The 17938-nt window shown below is 53.8% G+C and carries 17 protein-coding genes and 1 riboswitch; of the genes, 6 read left to right on the forward strand and 11 right to left on the reverse strand.

Annotated elements, in window-relative coordinates; all coding sequences use genetic code 11:
* Window positions 1-187: 187 nt before the first annotated feature.
* Both AAC019_RS06400 and AAC019_RS06405 read left to right on the forward strand, forming a co-directional pair.
* Window positions 188-775 (forward strand): outer membrane beta-barrel protein, encoded by a 588-nt coding sequence (locus AAC019_RS06400; RefSeq protein WP_339897814.1) that lies wholly within the window; start codon window positions 188-190, stop codon window positions 773-775.
* Window positions 776-869: 94 nt separating this feature from the next.
* The gene (locus tag AAC019_RS06405) at window positions 870-1703 is read left to right on the forward strand and encodes a S1-like domain-containing RNA-binding protein (RefSeq protein ID WP_339897815.1); all 834 of its coding nucleotides are present in this window, start codon (window positions 870-872) and stop codon (window positions 1701-1703) included.
* Window positions 1704-2301: 598 nt separating this feature from the next.
* Here AAC019_RS06405 and AAC019_RS06410 read toward each other — a convergent pair.
* The 6 genes from AAC019_RS06410 to guaB all read right to left on the reverse strand — a co-directional run bounded on the left by AAC019_RS06410 (window position 2302) and on the right by guaB (window position 8487).
* Window positions 2302-2598, reverse strand: coding sequence for a hypothetical protein (locus tag AAC019_RS06410; RefSeq protein ID WP_339897816.1), 297 nt, complete (start codon window positions 2596-2598; stop codon window positions 2302-2304).
* Window positions 2595-3167 carry a hypothetical protein gene (locus tag AAC019_RS06415; RefSeq protein ID WP_339897817.1) on the reverse strand — a complete coding sequence of 191 codons (573 nt, stop codon included), beginning with the start codon at window positions 3165-3167 and terminating at the stop codon, window positions 2595-2597. The genes AAC019_RS06410 and AAC019_RS06415 overlap by 4 nt, the downstream gene beginning before the upstream one ends.
* Before the next feature lie 122 nt (window positions 3168-3289).
* Window positions 3290-3682: a hypothetical protein gene (locus AAC019_RS06420; RefSeq protein ID WP_339897818.1), complete on the reverse strand. Its 393-nt coding sequence runs from the start codon at window positions 3680-3682 to the stop codon at window positions 3290-3292.
* Window positions 3683-4734: 1052 nt separating this feature from the next.
* Window positions 4735-5361: a YceI family protein gene (locus AAC019_RS06425; RefSeq protein WP_339897819.1), complete on the reverse strand. Its 627-nt coding sequence runs from the start codon at window positions 5359-5361 to the stop codon at window positions 4735-4737.
* On the reverse strand, window positions 5348-6925 hold the full coding sequence (gene guaA, locus AAC019_RS06430; RefSeq protein WP_339897820.1) for a glutamine-hydrolyzing GMP synthase: 1578 nt from the start codon (window positions 6923-6925) through the stop codon (window positions 5348-5350). The genes AAC019_RS06425 and guaA overlap by 14 nt, the downstream gene beginning before the upstream one ends.
* Before the next feature lie 86 nt (window positions 6926-7011).
* Window positions 7012-8487 (reverse strand): IMP dehydrogenase, encoded by a 1476-nt coding sequence (gene guaB / locus AAC019_RS06435; RefSeq protein ID WP_339897821.1) that lies wholly within the window; start codon window positions 8485-8487, stop codon window positions 7012-7014.
* A 204-nt stretch (window positions 8488-8691) separates the two neighbouring features.
* Here guaB and xseA point away from each other — a divergent pair, with 204 nt between their 5' ends.
* The 4 genes from xseA (at window position 8692) to AAC019_RS06455 (ending at window position 12400) form a co-directional block, all read left to right on the forward strand.
* On the forward strand, window positions 8692-10038 hold the full coding sequence (gene xseA, locus AAC019_RS06440; protein WP_339897822.1) for an exodeoxyribonuclease VII large subunit: 1347 nt from the start codon (window positions 8692-8694) through the stop codon (window positions 10036-10038).
* A gap of 46 nt (window positions 10039-10084) precedes the next feature.
* A riboswitch (TPP riboswitch) is annotated at window positions 10085-10206 on the forward strand.
* Window positions 10207-10242: 36 nt separating this feature from the next.
* Complete coding sequence (gene thiO / locus AAC019_RS06445; protein ID WP_339897823.1) at window positions 10243-11370, forward strand: glycine oxidase ThiO; 1128 nt, start codon at window positions 10243-10245, stop codon at window positions 11368-11370.
* Entirely contained in the window at window positions 11367-11591 is a 225-nt protein-coding gene (gene thiS / locus AAC019_RS06450) for a sulfur carrier protein ThiS (RefSeq protein WP_339897824.1), read from the forward strand. The genes thiO and thiS overlap by 4 nt, the downstream gene beginning before the upstream one ends.
* A gap of 2 nt (window positions 11592-11593) precedes the next feature.
* Window positions 11594-12400 carry a thiazole synthase gene (locus AAC019_RS06455; RefSeq protein ID WP_339897825.1) on the forward strand — a complete coding sequence of 269 codons (807 nt, stop codon included), beginning with the start codon at window positions 11594-11596 and terminating at the stop codon, window positions 12398-12400.
* Between the two features lies 1 nt (window position 12401).
* On the opposite strand, the gene AAC019_RS06460 is transcribed toward AAC019_RS06455, so the two are convergent.
* Genes AAC019_RS06460 through hisS form a run of 5 tightly spaced genes read right to left on the reverse strand, consistent with a single transcriptional unit; the run spans window position 12402 to window position 17928 of the window.
* Entirely contained in the window at window positions 12402-13307 is a 906-nt protein-coding gene (locus tag AAC019_RS06460) for an AEC family transporter (RefSeq protein ID WP_339897826.1), read from the reverse strand.
* 18 nt (window positions 13308-13325) lie between these two features.
* Window positions 13326-14714, reverse strand: a complete 1389-nt coding sequence (gene der / locus AAC019_RS06465) for a ribosome biogenesis GTPase Der (protein WP_339897827.1) — start codon at window positions 14712-14714, stop codon at window positions 13326-13328.
* A gap of 58 nt (window positions 14715-14772) precedes the next feature.
* Window positions 14773-15915 (reverse strand): outer membrane protein assembly factor BamB, encoded by a 1143-nt coding sequence (bamB, locus tag AAC019_RS06470; protein WP_339897828.1) that lies wholly within the window; start codon window positions 15913-15915, stop codon window positions 14773-14775.
* Window positions 15912-16589: a tetratricopeptide repeat protein gene (locus tag AAC019_RS06475; protein WP_339897829.1), complete on the reverse strand. Its 678-nt coding sequence runs from the start codon at window positions 16587-16589 to the stop codon at window positions 15912-15914. Before AAC019_RS06475 ends, bamB begins: the two co-directional genes overlap by 4 nt.
* Before the next feature lie 58 nt (window positions 16590-16647).
* Entirely contained in the window at window positions 16648-17928 is a 1281-nt protein-coding gene (gene hisS / locus AAC019_RS06480; RefSeq protein ID WP_339897830.1) for a histidine--tRNA ligase, read from the reverse strand.
* Window positions 17929-17938 lie beyond the last annotated feature (10 nt).

Below are 17938 nucleotides of genomic sequence, written 5' to 3' on the forward strand. Positions count from 1 at the left end.
ACTTGTAAAAGCTACAAAATCAAAAGGTTACAATGATCACTTGTTAATCAACCTTAAGCGAAAACCTCGATTTTTGTGACTCACCCCACGTAAATTTGCCTCTTATTAGCACTTGGCCGCGCTATTGCTTTACACCTGCCAGCTCTAATTCTTTTATCGCGATAGACATTATCAGGAGTAGAAAAAAATGGCCTTACCACTTAACACCACTCAACTTACACTCGCCGCTGTGGCCTTTTCGATGGCAGGTGTTGCCAACGCCGACCGTGGCGCCGCACTAAAAGACACTTACATCAGCTATAACCACGTCGGCTTGCAGTACGTCGAGCAGGATTTAGACGACTACGATTGCAACCAGGACGGTCTGCGTGCTTACGGCAATCTGGATATTGATGGCAACTGGTTCGGTGTGGGGTCGGTGACCGACCTTAGTGGCAACAAGGGCTGCGGCTCTACCACCCTATCGGCCGGGGCCGGTTATCGCACCGCGTTTAGCCCCAGTTTTGACTTATACGGCTCTCTTAGCCTCGAGCATACCTCGCCCGATCATGGCGACAGCGATACCGGGCTCATCGCCGCCGCGGGTTTACGGGGGATTGTCTACAACAATATTGAAGGTAAGGCCGAAATTGCCCACCACACCGCCTTCAACGACACCACCGCCCTTAACTTAGGCGCCAACTACTGGTTTAGCCCCACCCTTGCCGCTACGCTCGATACCTCACTGAGCGATGAGGGCAACTCCATTGCCGCTGGCGCGCGGATGAACTTTTAATCGCCACATCCGCAAGGCAGAGCCCAGCAAGCTCTGCCTGCTTTATTTTGATAGACACGTTACAATCGCTTTTTTTGCTTAAAGGCGATTTGTTATGGCGCATATTGGCCGCTACGCGACCCTCCCCATCGTTAAACTGGTAGATTTTGGCGCATATCTTGATGCCGGTGAGCTGGACACCATACTGCTCCCCAAACGATACCTCACCGATGAAATGACCATCGGCAGCGAGGTAAACGTCTTTTTATACCTCGACTCAAACGACATTCCCGTCGCCACCACTATTAAGCCGTTTACTCAGGTCGGTGAGACAGCGCTGCTCAAAGTGGTCGACGTCAATGATGCCGGAGCGTTTTTAGACTGGGGGCTGCCTAAGCATTTGCTCGTGCCGTTTAAAGAGCAACACAAACGCTTCGAGATCGGCCAGTCCTATGTTGTGACACTTTATTTAGACCCCTACTCCCAGCGTATCGTGGGCTCCTCTCGCCTAAGCAGGCACCTAGAGGAAGACGGCCGCCAGCTAAGCGTGGGCGACAAAGTCGAGTTATTGATTTGCGGCAAAAGCGATATGGGATTTAAAGCCGTTATTAATCAGCGCTATTTGGGGCTGGTGTTTCGTGACGATGCCTTTAAGCCGCTGCGCTATGGGCAGCAAACCGACGGCTACATTAAAGGGGTTCGTTCTGACGGAAAAATTGATCTGTCGTTGCAACCGCTTGGCGATAAAGGCCGTGACCGCTTACAACAAAAAATCCTCGATCACCTAAAACAAGCCGGTGGCCGCTCGCCGCTAAACGACAGAGCCGACCCGGCAGAAATCGTAAAACAGTTTGGCGTCAGCAAAGGCGCCTATAAAAAAGCACTTGGCGCGCTGTATAAACAACGGGCCATTACCATTAGCCCGGATGACATCAGCTTAAATAATTAAGCGGCGTTTATGGGTAGCTCGCCACATCATTTCTGATGCGCTAAAGCTAAATCCGCCTGGCATCGCGTAATACGCTGCTAGGCGCTACTGTAGCGGTTGTGTTTACCTTCGAGCATCCTCGGGGCGGATGGCTTTATCGCCAAAACCTGCACCAAAGCAACCATCGTCACAGCGCTAATCGCGCGGGCGTCTTATATGCCCGTGTCGCCGGGCGGGCGAGTCTCTTTTCTGTTTGGCCAGAAAAGAAACCAAAAGAGGCCACCCCGGCATCTCAGCCCTGCGGGTTCCCTCGCTTCAGCCGATTTTAGAGGGCCGCATTGACAGGCCGCGGCCCAGGCCGGTCTCTCTGCCTCCGGCATTCACCTTCTCCATGGCGTGGCGATGCTTGCGCAAACGTCCTTTTTGCTTACCCACTAAAATAGGCCTACGCTCGGCTGGCTGCAGGGGATCTAAAAACGGTTCTTCGTAGCTGGTTACCGGCACCAATCGAGGAAACTGTAACCAAAAGTCAAAGACCTGAGCCTTGCCTGTACTTGCCTTTCTGCTTGCCTTTCGCAAACCAAGATACAAGTTTACTGAATGGCACTTGAAGTGGAGATCAGTAAACTGTCCCCATAATTCGGTATTTAATGGCTTGGCTATGAATTTGATTTGTCATTGAAACCACCTTTCGATAACTCTTGGATTTGATTTGACATACCAACGAATAAGCAATGCCACGCTCAAGTACAAAATGGCGAGTAGCGACGCCCCACCAAGCTCCAGATTTTTGAATGCTTCTTGTGGATAGATCACTGCGGTAGCTACGAAGCAAAATCCGATGTACATCGACCAGAAAGCGACCTTCTGATTCTTGCTCATGACCTAAATCCCCCTTGTATTCATAACGCTTCAAGAAAGGGTGCCGCTTTGCGGTGTCCCGCTTGCTTGATTTTCTAAATCTTTGGTGAATATGGCGCTGCCTTCATTATTTTTCTTTGTATTAAAGAAGTTCTGATGAGGGAAAATTTTGTATTTGAGTACTACTACGTAAATTAACAGACTTGCACTAATTGCGACACCCACAAGGACTCCTACTGGATCTGCCTCATACTCTTTGAGGGTGTCTAGAATACCCTTGAGCAAGAAGAAGCAAAGTATGAGATACCCTATAGCTCGCTTTTTATAAATACAGCAGATAACCGCAGCTGGAATCAATAAGGCAAAAGCCACCACTCCATATATCGCCGCTTGAGGGAGCTCTGAAATCCTTGATGAAGCTCCCAACACACTCAGTAGAACCATTATCGAATAGATGCCGATAAGTATATTGTTGGCCCCACTGTATTTTTCAGATTCTTCAATATCTGGGTACATTGCCAAATATTTTGACACCCTTTTCGGGTTTAAGCCTTCTTCGGTAGCTTGTTCAAAAACATCCTTTTTGTTTTTACCTTCCTTTAGAAGACGCTTTACGATTTTCATCGAAACTCCTTGTAGATTAACGCCCAGCACCGGGGCCCCGTGTAGCGGAAGCGACTTGCGGTAAAGTGAGTGCAGCGAACCACAAGTTGCCGGAACGTAGCGGGGTCCCTTGCTGCTGATTGTTATGCATTTTTACCCCGATGAATCTCTAATAATTTGGAGTTCATTTTTACATTATTCTCAGCAGATTCGTTTTCGTAATGAGCGAAGAAAACCGCATTTTCGATATTAAGTTCAAAATCATTCTGAGTTATAGCAAGATGATGTAACTGCTCAAGCACCACCTCACTTTTTATTTTGTAGATCCCCCCTGACCACCCATGATTTCCTAAAGTCATGCTAAAAGAATCACTCGCGATATCGTAGTGAGCATAGCAAATATATGCTCCAGGGTCGCTAGGTGACGGGTAGCAGGTATCATAGATCTCGAATTTCACATCAGTATCTTTAAGCTCTCGCAAAATATCTGCGACACCTTCTTTATTAAGATATTTTCGGAGGTGAATATTTTTCATTGTCATCTCATTGGTCATTGAATGTATAACAGCTTTTTAGTGTGCGAGTTGAAAAATGCGCCCGGCAACCTATCATTCCCAGACATATTCCAGAAAAATATTTTAACCCCTTGTAAAACATACCCTTTTCTAATTTTGGCGTACTTTTAATGGTGTCAAATTACGCTTGAACACGCAGTTAATGGCAACCTATCTCCGGTAGAGATTGATTTAAGAGAAGGCAGAAAGCATCTGATTGAAACGGAAAAAATCGGCATTTCTGACAGTTCCGTGTCCAGGGAAAGTGCGCTTGGCGCTTATATTTACCGTAGAATATTATGCCAAAGCGGTAAACGCAACTATCAACTCAAGCCAGCTACGGAGTGCCGGTTTCAAATCCCCTGCAGCTAGCCGAGTGGAGGCCTATTTTAGAGGGTAAGCAAACAGGACGTTTGCGCAAGCATCGCCACGCCAAGGAAGGCGTGTCGAGGCGGCCCGCTAAAATCGGCTGGAGCGAGGGAACCCGTTAGGGCTGAGATGCCGGGGTGGCCTCTTTTGGTGACTTTTCTGGCCAAACAGAAAAGTCACTCGCCCGCCCGGCGACTGAGGGCACACAAGGCAGTAGTCAACCAATGTAATCATATGGCACCAAAGCACTTCACAGCCAACATAGCCACTGGATACCGTCTCAAGGCCGGTATGACGATGTAGCTTAGTCCGCCACAAAACAGTATTCACCAATGCCATCGAATGGCAGCAAACCACTACGTAAGTAACCAAGCCACACGAAAATTCCGGGACACCCACACATTAAAATCCCGACTGCCTCAACTCCGGGCGAGAATCGATTAAAGAGCGCGGTTTGCCGTCATCGCGTGTTTCCACGCTTGGCAGTTCCGTTCACTGGATACCCGGTCGTGGCCGGGTATGACGACTTGAAGATGTGGATGATAGAGCCGGGAGCTGCTGAGACAGTTCACTTAATTTGAAGATAATCACGCGGCCCTATAACTCACCTAATGAAGACACTAGAACTGTGGATATTACCGTACTCGAGTAAAGCGAAAATTTTATCAGCGCCGAATAAATTCGGCGTACACCTCAATCGCTACCTGATCTACCACGGCGGGAATATACTTATCCAAACCAAAGTCAGAGCGTTTAAAACTAAGCTCGGCCTCAAAACCTATTAGGTAGTCACCGGTTAAACGATTGGTTGTGGCGCCATTGATTGTGACGTAGAGCTCGGCCGGCCGCGTTGCGCCACGAAACAACAAGTCACCCCGAAAGATAAGACGGTTATCGCTTTGCCGGGCACGGCCCTTTGACTCGAACCGGGCCTCGGGGTAACGTTCGGCGCACAACCAGTCGCAGCTTTTTAAGGTATCGGCAAAATCCGGCCGGTTTACATCCAGCGAACGCATATCGACACTGGCGCGAATTTGACTCGCCGCCGGGTCTTCAGGTTGGTAATCAAGCTCGGCGCTAGCATGGTTAAAGCGCCCCACAAACTGGGAAACACCCAGGTGAGAAACTTTGAAGAGAACGGTGGTGTGATGCGGGTCGAGGGTATAGTTACCCTGCTTTAAAGCCTTTAAGTCGGTTTCAACATCGCCTGACAACAATGCCCCGCAGCCACTAAAAAGTAGCAGCGAGGCGAATAAAAGAATAACGCGCAGGTGCGCGTTATTCCCACTCAATAGTTGCCGGCGGCTTGCTCGATACATCGTAGGTTACCCGGGAGACACCCGAGATCTCGTTGATGATGCGGTTGGAGACTTTCTCCAGCAGCTCGTAGGGCAAGTGCGCCCAGCGGGCCGTCATAAAGTCGATGGTTTCTACCGCGCGCAGGGCAATTACCCACTCGTAGCGGCGGCCATCGCCAACCACGCCCACGGATTTAACCGGTAGGAATACCGCAAACGCCTGGCTGGTTTTGTGGTACCAATCGGCATTGTGCAGCTCTTGAATAAAAATCGCATCGGCTTCGCGCAAAATATCGGCGTACTCTTTTTTCACTTCCCCCAAAATACGCACCCCAAGGCCCGGTCCCGGGAATGGGTGGCGATACACCATGTCGTAAGGCAAGCCCAGCTCTAAGCCGATGGCCCGCACTTCATCTTTAAACAGCTCGCGCAGTGGCTCGACCAGCTCCAGCGCCATATCATCGGGCAAACCGCCCACATTGTGGTGCGATTTAATAACGTGGGCTTTACCGGTTTTGGCGGCGGCCGACTCGATTACATCGGGGTAGATGGTGCCCTGGGCCAACCACTTAACATCGCGGATTTTGGTGGCCTCTTCATCAAACACCTCGATAAAGGTGTTGCCGATAATTTTGCGTTTTTTCTCAGGGTCATTTTCGCCGCCTAAGCGCGTTAAAAATAACTCTTCGCGGTCGGCGCGAATCACTTTAACGCCCATGTTTTTCGCAAACATGTCCATCACCTGATCGCCTTCGGCTTTGCGCAGCAGGCCGTTATCGACAAACACACAGGTTAATTGATCGCCAATCGCTTTGTGCAGCAAAGCCGCCACCACCGATGAGTCCACCCCACCGGACAAACCCAGCAGTACTTTATCGGTACCCACTTGGTCGCGAATCTTAACCAAAGCATCGTCGACGATATTGGCGGGTGTCCACAGTGCGTCGCAGCCGCAAAGCTTTAACACAAAGTGCTCAAAGATTCGTTTGCCTTGCAGGGTGTGGGTCACCTCTGGGTGAAACTGCAAACCGTAAAAGTCTTTTTCGTCGCAGTACATGCCGGCAATGGGGCAAGACGGGGTCGAGGCCATCACTTTAAAGCCCTCGGGCAGCGAGATCACTTTATCGCCGTGGCTCATCCATACATCAAGCAAGGCATTGCCGTCGGCATCTACGTGGTCTTTGATGTCGTCTATCAAGGGGCCGTTGCTATCAATTTTAACCTGCGCGTAACCAAACTCCTGAATCGCCGAGCCCTGCACCGAGCCACCTAACTGCTCGGCCATGGTTTGCATCCCGTAGCAAATACCCAACACCGGCACGCCTAAGGTAAAGACTACCTCTGGCGCCCGGGGCGAGTTAGCCACGGTAACCGACTCCGGGCCACCGGCCAAGATAATACCGCTGGGGTCAAACTCGCGAATTTCTTCTTCGCTCATGTCGTAGGCGCGGATAATGGAGTAAACCCCCACCTCACGCACACGGCGAGCTATCAACTGGGTATATTGAGAGCCAAAATCGAGAATAAGAATACGCTGAGCGTGAATATCCTGAGTCATAGGGTTTCCGCAAACAGTTAGAGGTTGGTAAAAATGAAAAACCCCCGCACACCGTGGCAGGGGTTTGAGGCTGTTGTTAGATCAGATTAGCGGCCACTAATAGGATAGTTGGGCGCCTCTTTGGTGATCTGCACATCGTGTACGTGGCTCTCGCCCATACCCGCCGACGTTACCCGCACAAACTTAGGTCGGGTGCGCATTTCATCAATATTCTGACTACCGGTATAACCCATCGCCGAGCGCAATCCGCCCATCATCTGATGGACAATAACATGCAGCGGGCCTTTATAAGGCACGCGACCTTCAATGCCCTCTGGCACTAATTTTTCAGCACCGGCACTGGCATCCTGAAAGTAGCGATCCGACGAGCCCTGGGTTTGCGCCATGGCACCCAACGAGCCCATGCCGCGGTAGGCTTTATAGGTACGCCCCTGAAACAATTCGACTTCGCCCGGCGCCTCTTCGGTGCCGGCAAACATAGAGCCCATCATCACGCAGTGAGCGCCGGCGACAATGGCCTTGGCCAAATCACCGCTAAAGCGTACGCCACCGTCGGCAATAACCGGTACATCGGTATCTTTTAGCGCTGCCACGACATTCGCAATCGCCGACACTTGTGGCACACCCACACCACTGACAATGCGAGTGGTACAGATAGAGCCCGGGCCAATGCCAACCTTAACGGCATCGGCGCCCGCCTCGACCAAAGCCTTGGCGGCTTCGGCGGTCGCGATGTTACCGCCGATCACTTGCACGTCTGGGTACTGCTGCTTGATAGCGCGTACGCCATCGAGCACATTTTTTGAATGCCCGTGAGCGGTATCCACCACCAACACATCAACCCCGGCGTCGACCAGTGCTTTTACCCGCACGGCAGTATCGGCGCTGGTGCCTACGCTCGCGCCAACACGCAAACGCCCTTCGGGATCTTTACTGGCACTGGGGTACTGTTCTGCTTTATTGATGTCTTTAACGGTAATCATACCGCACAGCTCGAACTTATCGTTGACGATAAGCACTTTCTCTATACGGTGTTTGTGCAGCAACACGCGAATATCCGCCGCCGAGGTCCCCTCAAGGGCCGTCACCAGCTTGGCTTTGGGCGTCATGATACTGGCTACCGTGGCATCGAGGTTTGCCTCAAAGCGGACATCGCGGCGGGTTACGATACCCACCAGGTTTCCATCTTCCAGTACTGGCACACCCGAAATATTGTGCGCCTGCGTTAATTGCAGCAGCTCGTTAATGGTCGAGCTGGCCTCAATGGTGATAGGGTCTTTCACCACACCGGCTTCGTATTTTTTAACCGCACGCACTTGCTGTGCCTGCTTTTCAATCGACATGCTTTTGTGGATGATGCCTATACCGCCTTCCTGGGCGATGGCAATAGCCAGGCGAGCTTCGGTAACGGTATCCATTGCCGACGAGATCAGCGGGATATTCAGCGCAATGCTGCGGGTTAGGCGTGTTTTTAACGACACATCCTTAGGGGTAACCTCGGAGTAACCGGGCACCAGCAAAACATCGTCAAACGTAAGTGCCTCTTCAGCGATTCGCAACATAGCTATCCAACCTTTGCGCCAATAGAAAATAAGCGCGGTATTATACACTTTTTATTGCCCTCCAGTAAACCAGAGCAAACCGCCGCACGGCGCCCTAACCGACTGATATTCTTTTATTTTTGCCGCTTACAACAAGACAGTCTAAAAAGTGTCAGGCCGCGCTTTAAAAACGCCAAACTAACCCAGCTTTGTTACAATCGCCCCATGAAGATTACCGCACCCAATAACGCCGAAGAAAATGGCCGCACGATCTACAGCGTTTCGACGCTCAATCGCCTCAGCCGCCAGCTTCTTGAGACCCACCTACCCCTGATCTGGATCGAGGGCGAGATCTCCAACTTTGCCCGACCCAGCTCGGGCCACTGGTACTTCACCCTAAAAGACGACGCCGCTCAGGTACGCTGCGCCATGTTTAAAAACCGCAGCGCCAATTTGCGCTTTACCCCCAAACAGGGTGAGCAAGTGTTGCTGCGGGCAAAAGTAAGCCTGTACGAGGGCCGCGGCGACTATCAGCTGATCGCCGAGCACATGGAGCCCGCCGGCCACGGCGCCCTGCAACGCGCCTACGAGCTACTCAAAACAAAACTCGCCGCCGAGGGCCTGTTTGAGCCAGAGCGCAAACAACCACTGCCCGAGCTGCCACACCACATCGGGGTCATCACCTCGCCCACCGGCGCGGCGATTCGCGACGTTTTGGCGGTGCTGCGGCGGCGCTATCCGGCGGTGCCGGTGACGGTCATTCCGGTGCCGGTACAGGGGACAGAGGCTGCACCGGCGATTGTAAAGGCGCTGACACTGGCCGCGCGCAGTGAGCGCTTTGATGTTTTACTGCTGACCCGCGGCGGCGGCTCGCTGGAGGATTTATGGCCCTTTAATGACGAGCGTGTCGCCCGGGCGATAGCCCACTGCCCGATCCCCATTATCAGCGCCGTCGGCCACGAGGTGGATGTAACGATTGCCGACTTTGTCGCCGATGTGCGCGCCGCCACACCTTCGGCCGCGGCCGAGCTGGTGGTGCCCGATATGGCCGAGCAGCTAGAGCGCTTACAAGTACGTGAGCGTCATCTGGGGCAAACCATTCAGCGCCGGCTGTTACGTCTGAGCGATCAACTGGCGCATCTGCAAAAGCGCCTGCGTCACCCGGGCGACAACCTGCGCCAGCAGGCGCAACGGCTCGATCAATTAGAGCTGCGCCTGAAACGCGCCATCAAGCAACAACTAAACGATAAACGCCTGCGTCTTAACAATTTACAAACGCGCCAAACAGACCCGCGCCGCGCGCTGCTGCAGCTAAAAGAGCAACTCCAGCGCAGTCGCACCGGGCTTATTCAACAGTGGAGCCTTTACCAGCAGCGTACTCGCCAGCGCCTCGGCGAAAATGCCCGGCTCCTTCACAGTGTTAGCCCACTCGGCACCTTAGAGCGCGGCTACGCTCTGGTTACCGCACCCAACGGCGAGATCGTGCGCCACAGCCGTCAGGTAAAAGCCGGCGACAAAGTCACCGCCAAGCTCGCCCACGGCGAGCTGCAGTGTGAAGTGCTTGAGCGTTAACGCACGGGCGCGTGATTGCAGCCCGGCGCCAAACCCATTATATTAGGCGCTCTTGTCGGGGTGCCTCGGCCTGTTGTTAATACAGGTACGGAGGCTGAGATCGGTCCGTCCGAACCCGTGGAACCTGAACAGGCTGATACCTGCGGAGGGAACAAGTAACGCACCTGGTGCGCCCTCCCCAGCCTCAACCAATATCGAGGCACCGTGAATCCTACTCCCACTGCTCACGTCGCGATTGCCGGCGCGGGTTTACTCGGCCGCTTAACCGCGTGGCGTTTGGCCTGCACTGGTTATAACGTCGACTTATACGAGGCCGGCTCGCTCACCCAATCCCCCTCGGCGGCTATATCCGCGGCCGGTATGTTGTCGCCGTTAAGCGAGGCTGTGGTATCCGATTATCAGGTGTATCGCATGGGGCTGCACAGCCTCACACTCTGGCCCCGGTGGCTTCAGGTGTTAGGGCCGCAGGCGCCCGGCCACTTTCACCGCCACGGCAGCCTGGTGGTGGCGCACCCGCAGGACGACAGCGAACTGATCCAATTTGAAGCCGACTTAACCCGTGTTGTCGGCCCCCGCAGCGAGCTGGTGCGCCACTTAAACGCAGAGCAGCTGAACGCCCTTGAGCCCGATTTAAACCCGCACTTTAAGCGCGCACTATTGTTAGAAAACGAGGCCCACCTCGACAACCGTGAGTTAATGCACAACTTGTTGGATTATCTGCGCGACTGTGATGCCGTTAAGCTGTTCGAGCACACAAGGGTGAACCTTGAGCCACACACGGTGATTCAGGTAAACACCAACCAACGGCACGGCTACGATTGGGTGATCGACTGCCGTGGCTTTGGCGCCAAAACTCAGCAACCGGCTTTGCGCGGCGTGCGCGGTGAAACCCTGCACGTTCAAACCAGCGAGGTAAAACTGCAGCGCCCGGTGCGCCTTATGCATCCGCGCTACCAGCTGTACATAGTGCCTAAACCCAGCCAGCGTTACATCATCGGCGCCACGCAAATTGAAAGCGAAGACACCTCGCCGATCAGTCTGCAATCGTCTCTGGAATTATCGAGTGCGCTTTACACCTTAGCGCCGGCCTTTGCCGAATCCAGAATCGTCGAGAGCGATAGCAATTTACGCCCAGCCTATATGAACAACTTACCCAAGGTTGAGTTTGACCACGGTATTATTCGCGCCAATGGCCTGTATCGCCACGGCTACCTATTGGCCCCGACCATTACCGAACTCGTGCTAACCGCGTTTGGTCAACCCGCAACCAGCGACGAGTTTTTACCCTTTGTATACGATCATCGCACCCCGCAAAACAAGGTGAATGTATGAGCTCTGCCAGCATAGAAATTTTTTTAAACGGCACCCGCTGTGAACTACCACCAGCCACTTCGTTAAGTGAAGCCATAAACCAATGGCAAACACAAAACAGCGTTGGCGAAAAGTTTGCCGCGGCTATCAACGGCGAGTTTGTACCTCGCTCGCAGCACAGCAGCACACTGCTAGCCAGTGGCGACCTTGTCGATATCGTGCAACCAGTTGGAGGTGGTTAAGTATGAGCCAAACAAGCAAGATTGCAGACCCATTAACCCTGTACGGTGAGCACTTTACCAGCCGTTTTTTATTGGGCACCGCCCTGTACGATTCGCCACAATTAATGCGCGACGCCATTGTCAGCTCGCGCTGCGATATTGTGACGCTGGGGTTGCGCCGGCAAAACCCCGCACAAGGCGACGGCGACAGCATCTGGCAGTACATTCGCGACAGCGGCTGCAAATTATTGCCCAACACCGCCGGCTGCAAAACCGCCAAAGAAGCCATCAACCTGGCGTTAATGTCACGTGAGATGTTTGATACCCCGTGGATAAAACTCGAAGTGGTGGGTGACGATTACAACCTGCAGCCCGACTCTTTTGCACTCATCGAGGCCGCTGCCGAACTCATAAGCCAAGGGTTTAAGGTGCTGCCCTATTGCACCGAAGATCTTATTGTGTGCCAGCGGCTGCTGGATGTTGGCTGCCAGGTTCTGATGCCCTGGGGCTCGCCCATCGGCACCGGCCAGGGCCTGCTAAATCGCTACCACCTAAACGCGTTGCGGCAACGGTTTGATGCGCCGTTAATTGTCGATGCGGGCCTTGGTGCGCCATCGCAGGCCACCGAGGCAATGGAGATGGGCTTTGACGGAATTTTATTAAATACCGCGGTCGCCAAAGCCGGCAATCCGCCGTTGATGGCGCAGGCCTTTGCCAACGCGATTGATGCCGGCCGCGATGCCTTTAACGCCGGTTTAATGCAAAAACGCCAAACCGCCAGCCCCAGCACACCCACTATCGGCCAACCGTTTTGGCACCAACAAAAATAATTTACAGCGCTAGCAGCGCGCGCCACAAAAACAAGCTGGCAATACCAACCGGCAAACTGTAACCCACCAATGACGCCGCTAAACGCGGCGCCAGGTTATAGCGCATCGCCAACGCACCGGCCGAAATCATGGCCGGCATGCCCGCCTCTAACACCACCACGGTCAGTGCCATCCCATCACCACCCAGCAGTGTTGCCACAGCCCATGCCAGCAAAGGTTTAATCAGCAACAACACCGCCAAACCAAAACCAAATATTACAATATGGTGGCGCTCCAGCTGTAAATGCCAAGAGATACCCACTGCCACCATCACCACCGGTACCAACGACTGCGCCCCAACGTGCAACACGCCAGACAGCGCCGCCGGGTACGGCAGGTTAAACGCAAGCACGACAATGGCGAGCAACAAACTGAGAAACGGCGGAAAGGTAATAATCTTGCGGGCAATCAGCGTGGCAGAACTTTGCGCACCGCCAAAGCCCGCGGCGATGATAATGCCAAAGGTATTCAGCGCGAGGAAGGTGCCAAACTGATCGTATAAAATCGCGTACCCCACGCCATCCTTACCCACCAGGGCATTGATCAGCGGGATACCGACAAAACCGGTGTTACCTAAAGGCAGCAGCAACAGCAAACATCCGGTCACCGGTGTAGACCACTTGGCAAGCCGCGCAACCTGCCAAACAATAAGTGCCGTCAGCGTCATAACCACCCACGCTGTTGCCACTGGCAACAAGGCCCGGGCGTCGAGTGTCAGACGGGGCATTTCGTAGAGAATCAAACAAGGTAACGCCACGTTGATCACGTAGGCGTTTAAGCGGGCGGCAGCTCGGTCACCGGCGAGGCGGCTAAACTGTAAAACCAGCCCCAACGCGAGCGTCAGGGCAATCACAATAAAAGGGTTCACAGCAGCACCGGGTAAAACTTAACTGCCTTTGCGGGGCGAGCGCCTAATGCGCGAGCTGCGAGGTGCAGAGGGGTTGGACTTTTTACGATCGGAAAATGGGTTATCACCGGATTTAAACTCTACCCGCACCGGAGTACCGCGCAACTTTAACGCCGTGCGAAAGGTTTTTTCCAGGTAGCGAACATAGTGTGCTGGCACCTTAGCGGTTTGATTACCGTGAATTATAATAACCGGCGGGTTGCTGCCACCGGCGTGGGCATAACGCAATTTAATCCGGCGCCCGTTCACCAGCGGTGGCTGGTGCTCACTGACCGCATCCTGCAACACCTGCGTTAAAAAGCTGGTAGAGAGCTTATCGGTCGCCGAGTTGTAAGCCTGCTCGATGGATTTATATAAGTTGCCTACCCCGGTGCCGTGCAGCGCCGAGATAAAATGAATATTGGCAAAATCAATAAACCGCAAACGACGCTCGAGCTCATTTTTAACATACTGCTTGTGGCTGTCTTCCAGGCCATCCCACTTATTTAAGGCCACCACCAGAGCGCGCCCGGCATCGATAACCGAGCCCAGCAAATGCAAATCCTGATCGACCACACCTTCGCTGGCGTCCATCACTAAAATAACCACATTGGCGTCGTCGATCGCCTGCAGAGTTTTGACGATTGAAAATTTCTCGATGGTTTCCGAGACGTTTTTGCGACGCCGTACCCCGGCCGTATCGATAATGGTATAGGGTTTATCAAAGCGCTCGTATTGAATATACACACTGTCGCGGGTGGTGCCGGGCAAATCGTAAACGACCACCCTATCCTCACCCAACATACGGTTCACCAGAGTGGACTTACCCACATTGGGGCGCCCCACTATCGCCATTTTGATGCCGGTAGACGTGGCAATCGAGCTTGGCTCTTCCTCTTCTGGCAGCTCGTCAAAAACCGACTCCATCAGGCTTTTAACACCGCGGCCGTGAGTGGCTGTGGTGGCAAACACCTCGCCAATGCCCAACTCGTAAAACTGCGAGGCGACCATATCCGGGTCCATCCCGTCGATTTTATTGGCCACCAAAAAGGTTTTTTTGCCGTGTGCCCGCAAGTGCTTGGCGATGGCAAAGTCACCACTGGTTACGCCGTCGCGGCTGGAGACCATAAACAGCACCACATCGGCCTCTTCGATCGCCTGCAGCGACTGCTGCGCCATGGCTGAGTCAATGCCGGCTTCTTCGCCTGTGATCCCGCCGGTATCAATCACCATAAAGCGGCGATCGTCAAACTTACCCTCGCCGTATTTACGGTCGCGTGTCAGTCCCTCGTAGTTAGCCACGATGGCATCGCGCGAGCGCGTAAGGCGGTTAAACATGGTGGACTTGCCCACATTGGGTCGTCCGACAAGGGCGATGACTGGAATCATAGTTTTGGATCTTGTGTCTGGGGTGCGGCCCCGTAAGGCCGCAGGGGTATGGATACGATCAGTCTTGTTCGATCGCGTAGGCCGCCAGTGTACCATCATTGGCCAAAATATAGAGCAGTTCGCCATCGCTCCACAAAGGTACGCGAACACCAGAGCCATCAATACGCTCGCGGGCGGCAAAGGTGCCGTCCGCACGATTTAAAAAGTGCACATAGCCCTCTTCATCGGCCACCACCACATAGTCACCCAGTACAGCGGGGCCGGTTACCTGGCGGCGCAGCATTAACTCGTTGCTCCACAGCTCAGAGCCACTGCCAGCGTTGTAGGCCACCACAGCGCTATTGTCTTTAGTGATGTAAAGAGCATCGCTGCCCAAACCGATCTCTTGGTAACTGGACGAATCAACGGCCCACAAAGGACGCCCATTAGAGCGCGTCACCGCCATCAAGCGGCCCTGGTAACCACTGATGTACAAAATACCGTCGCGCAATATCGGGGAAGCCTGAATGTCGACCATTTTTTCCAGGTCCGAGCGACCTTTGGGCATGGCCACCCGCTGCTCCCACAATATCAAACCGTTTTGCGGATTAAACGCCATCAGCCGGCCATTGGCAAAGCCCGCGTAGACGGCTGCGGCTGTAATAACCGGTGCCGGGCGACCGCGTAACGTTAGCTTGGGCGGCGGGTTGTCGTAAAACCACATGACCTCGCCGTTGCTGGCATCCAGTACCGTCAGGCGGCCATCCAGCGTTTGCGCGGCGACAATGCTTTCGTCGCCACTGGGAACCGACATCACTTCACCGCTTAGCTGTGTGCGCCACAGCTCGGTACCATCAGCGATGTTCAAGGCAAGCACTTCGCCCTCATCGGTACCCAGCAGTAATTGATCATTACCCAGACCGACGCCGCCGGCCAAAATGGTATCCAGGTCTTTGCGCCACAACACTTTACCGGTGAGGCGATTTAACGCGTAGACCTCACCTTCGTAGTCAGCGGCGTATAAGGTGTCGCCGTCGATAACCGGGGTGATACGGGTATAGCCGTCACCCTGGCCATCACCAATACCGCGATGCCAGACCCGGTCGATCTCCACGGTGGGTTCAAAATCAACCAGTTCCATAGGCTCGGTGCCGTCTTCTTTGCTGAACAGCGAGCAGCCAGACAGGCCAGCCAGCAGACACAGCAGCGCTAGGTATCTCATGCAGAAGGCTCCTCGGCGTTGTTGGCCGATTTGAGATTATCGATTTTCATTTGCAGCACCACCCGGCGCTGTTGTTGCTCGGCGCCCACTTTTTCAATGGCGCTTTGGTAAGCCGTTAAGGCCGCAGCACTGTCACCGTTTTGCCGTAAAATATCACCGCGCACCTCGGCCTGCTCGGCGGCAAAGCCGTTAGCGGGCTGGTTGGCAACCAGAGTCAAGGCGTCATCAAACTTACCCTCGGCAGCTAATACACGCGCCAAACGCAAGCGTGCCACCTCTTGCAGGGCTGGATTGTCGTGATTATCCAGCACCCAGTTAAGCTGCTCTTTAGCGGCATCTAAATTGCCGCTCCTAACCCCTGCCTGTGCCGCGTAAAGCGCCCCCTGGGCCGCGTATACACTGCCACTATCGGTTTCTTTAATTTGCTCAGCCAAGTGCTTAATGGTCGCGGTTTGCGCATCCTGGTCGTCACCGGCTTCACTGGCCGTGGTTACCAGCTGGTCGTAATAACCAGACGCCGTCTCGGCTTTGGCCTGCTGCTGCCCCTGCCAGAAGTTCCAGCCAAAATAACCGCCGGTAGCCACTAGCACACTGATGATCACAGTCGAGCCGTACTCTTTCCAGAGGCGCTTTAAATTTTCTAGTTGTTCTTCTTCGGTCAGATGATCGCTCACGAATTACTCCTAACGGGTCAGTCTTATGTTCTGTCTAAGGTCAAAATCCGCCTGCACGTTAGGGCGACGGACAATATTCTTTAAGTGCCGCGGTCAGCTCTGTGCGCGCCAGGCTTTGCTGCGGTTTGTCTTCCCGGAGGTACTTTACCACGACACAATCACTGGCCGCTTCATCTTCCCCCAAAATCAACGCCACCGATGCGCCGCTTTTATCGGCCTTTTTGAGCTGGCTTTTAAAACTGCCGCCGCCACAGTGCATTTGCAGGCGCAAACCCGGCAGCTGCGTGCGCAGTGATTGAGCCAGGGTTAAAGCGCTGGCCTGTACATCCCCTACCGCGACTAAGTACACATCCAGGGTGTTTGCGGCCTCGGCGGGCACAACGTCCTGCTGCTGTAGCAGCAATACCAAGCGCTCCAGCCCCATCGCAAAGCCCACCGCCGGCGTTGGCTTACCGCCTAACTGTTCTATCAGGTTGTCGTAACGGCCGCCGGCACACACGGCGCTCTGAGCACCCAACTTGTCGGTCACCCACTCAAACGCGGTGCGACCGTAGTAGTCCAGGCCGCGCACCAAGCGGGGGTTAACCCGGTATGGGACAGCAGCGGCATCCAACAGTTGCTTTAACGTTTCAAAATGCGCTTTTGACTCTTCATCTAAGTAATCGAGTAGCGAGGGGCCACCGTCCAGCAGCGCCTGAGTGGCAGCCACTTTACTGTCCAGAATACGCAGCGGGTTGCTATCCAGTCGGCGCTGGCTGTCTTCATCCAGAGCCTCTTTGTGGCCGCTAAGGTACGCCACCAGGGCCTCGCGAAATTCACTGCGGGCGGCATCGCTGCCCAGCGAGTTAATCTCAAGCGTTACGCAGTCGTCGAGTTTTAGGGCCTGAAACAAGCTGTGGCTTAACAGCAGCAATTCGGCGTCAATATCCGGGCCCTGCAGGCCATAGGTTTCGATACCAATTTGATGAAACTGACGGTAGCGACCTTTTTGCGGACGCTCGTAGCGAAACATAGGCCCCATGTACCACAGGCGCTGGGTTTGGTTGTACAGCAAACCGTGCTGCTCGCAGGCGCGCACGCAGCTTGCCGTGCCCTCTGGGCGCAAGGTTACGCTCTCGCCGCTGCGATCTTCAAAGGTGTACATTTCTTTTTCGACAATGTCGGTCACTTCACCGATGGAGCGTTTAAACAGGTGGGTTTGCTCCATAATCGGAAAGCGTATCTCACGGTAGCCAAAACGCGCCAACGTTTGGGTTACGGTTTTTTCCAGATATTGCCATGTGGCGATGTCGTCGGGGAGCAGATCGTTCATACCCCGAATTGCCTGAATCTTTTTCAATGTTCTGCCT

Origin of the sequence: uncultured Gilvimarinus sp. (genome assembly GCF_963975215.1) — a bacterium.
Classification (GTDB): domain Bacteria; phylum Pseudomonadota; class Gammaproteobacteria; order Pseudomonadales; family Cellvibrionaceae; genus Gilvimarinus.

Coding starts and splice junctions, on each gene's coding strand:
- der (WP_339897827.1), bottom strand. CDS start 14,714: ATGATTCCAGTCATCGCCCTTGTCGGACGACCCAATGTGGGCAAGTCC.
- AAC019_RS06415 (WP_339897817.1), bottom strand. CDS start 3,167: ATGAAAATCGTAAAGCGTCTTCTAAAGGAAGGTAAAAACAAAAAGGAT.
- guaA (WP_339897820.1), bottom strand. CDS start 6,925: ATGACTCAGGATATTCACGCTCAGCGTATTCTTATTCTCGATTTTGGC.
- thiS (WP_339897824.1), top strand. CDS start 11,367: ATGAGCTCTGCCAGCATAGAAATTTTTTTAAACGGCACCCGCTGTGAA.
- guaB (WP_339897821.1), bottom strand. CDS start 8,487: ATGTTGCGAATCGCTGAAGAGGCACTTACGTTTGACGATGTTTTGCTG.
- AAC019_RS06455 (WP_339897825.1), top strand. CDS start 11,594: ATGAGCCAAACAAGCAAGATTGCAGACCCATTAACCCTGTACGGTGAG.
- bamB (WP_339897828.1), bottom strand. CDS start 15,915: ATGAGATACCTAGCGCTGCTGTGTCTGCTGGCTGGCCTGTCTGGCTGC.
- AAC019_RS06420 (WP_339897818.1), bottom strand. CDS start 3,682: ATGAAAAATATTCACCTCCGAAAATATCTTAATAAAGAAGGTGTCGCA.
- AAC019_RS06400 (WP_339897814.1), top strand. CDS start 188: ATGGCCTTACCACTTAACACCACTCAACTTACACTCGCCGCTGTGGCC.
- xseA (WP_339897822.1), top strand. CDS start 8,692: ATGAAGATTACCGCACCCAATAACGCCGAAGAAAATGGCCGCACGATC.
- AAC019_RS06405 (WP_339897815.1), top strand. CDS start 870: ATGGCGCATATTGGCCGCTACGCGACCCTCCCCATCGTTAAACTGGTA.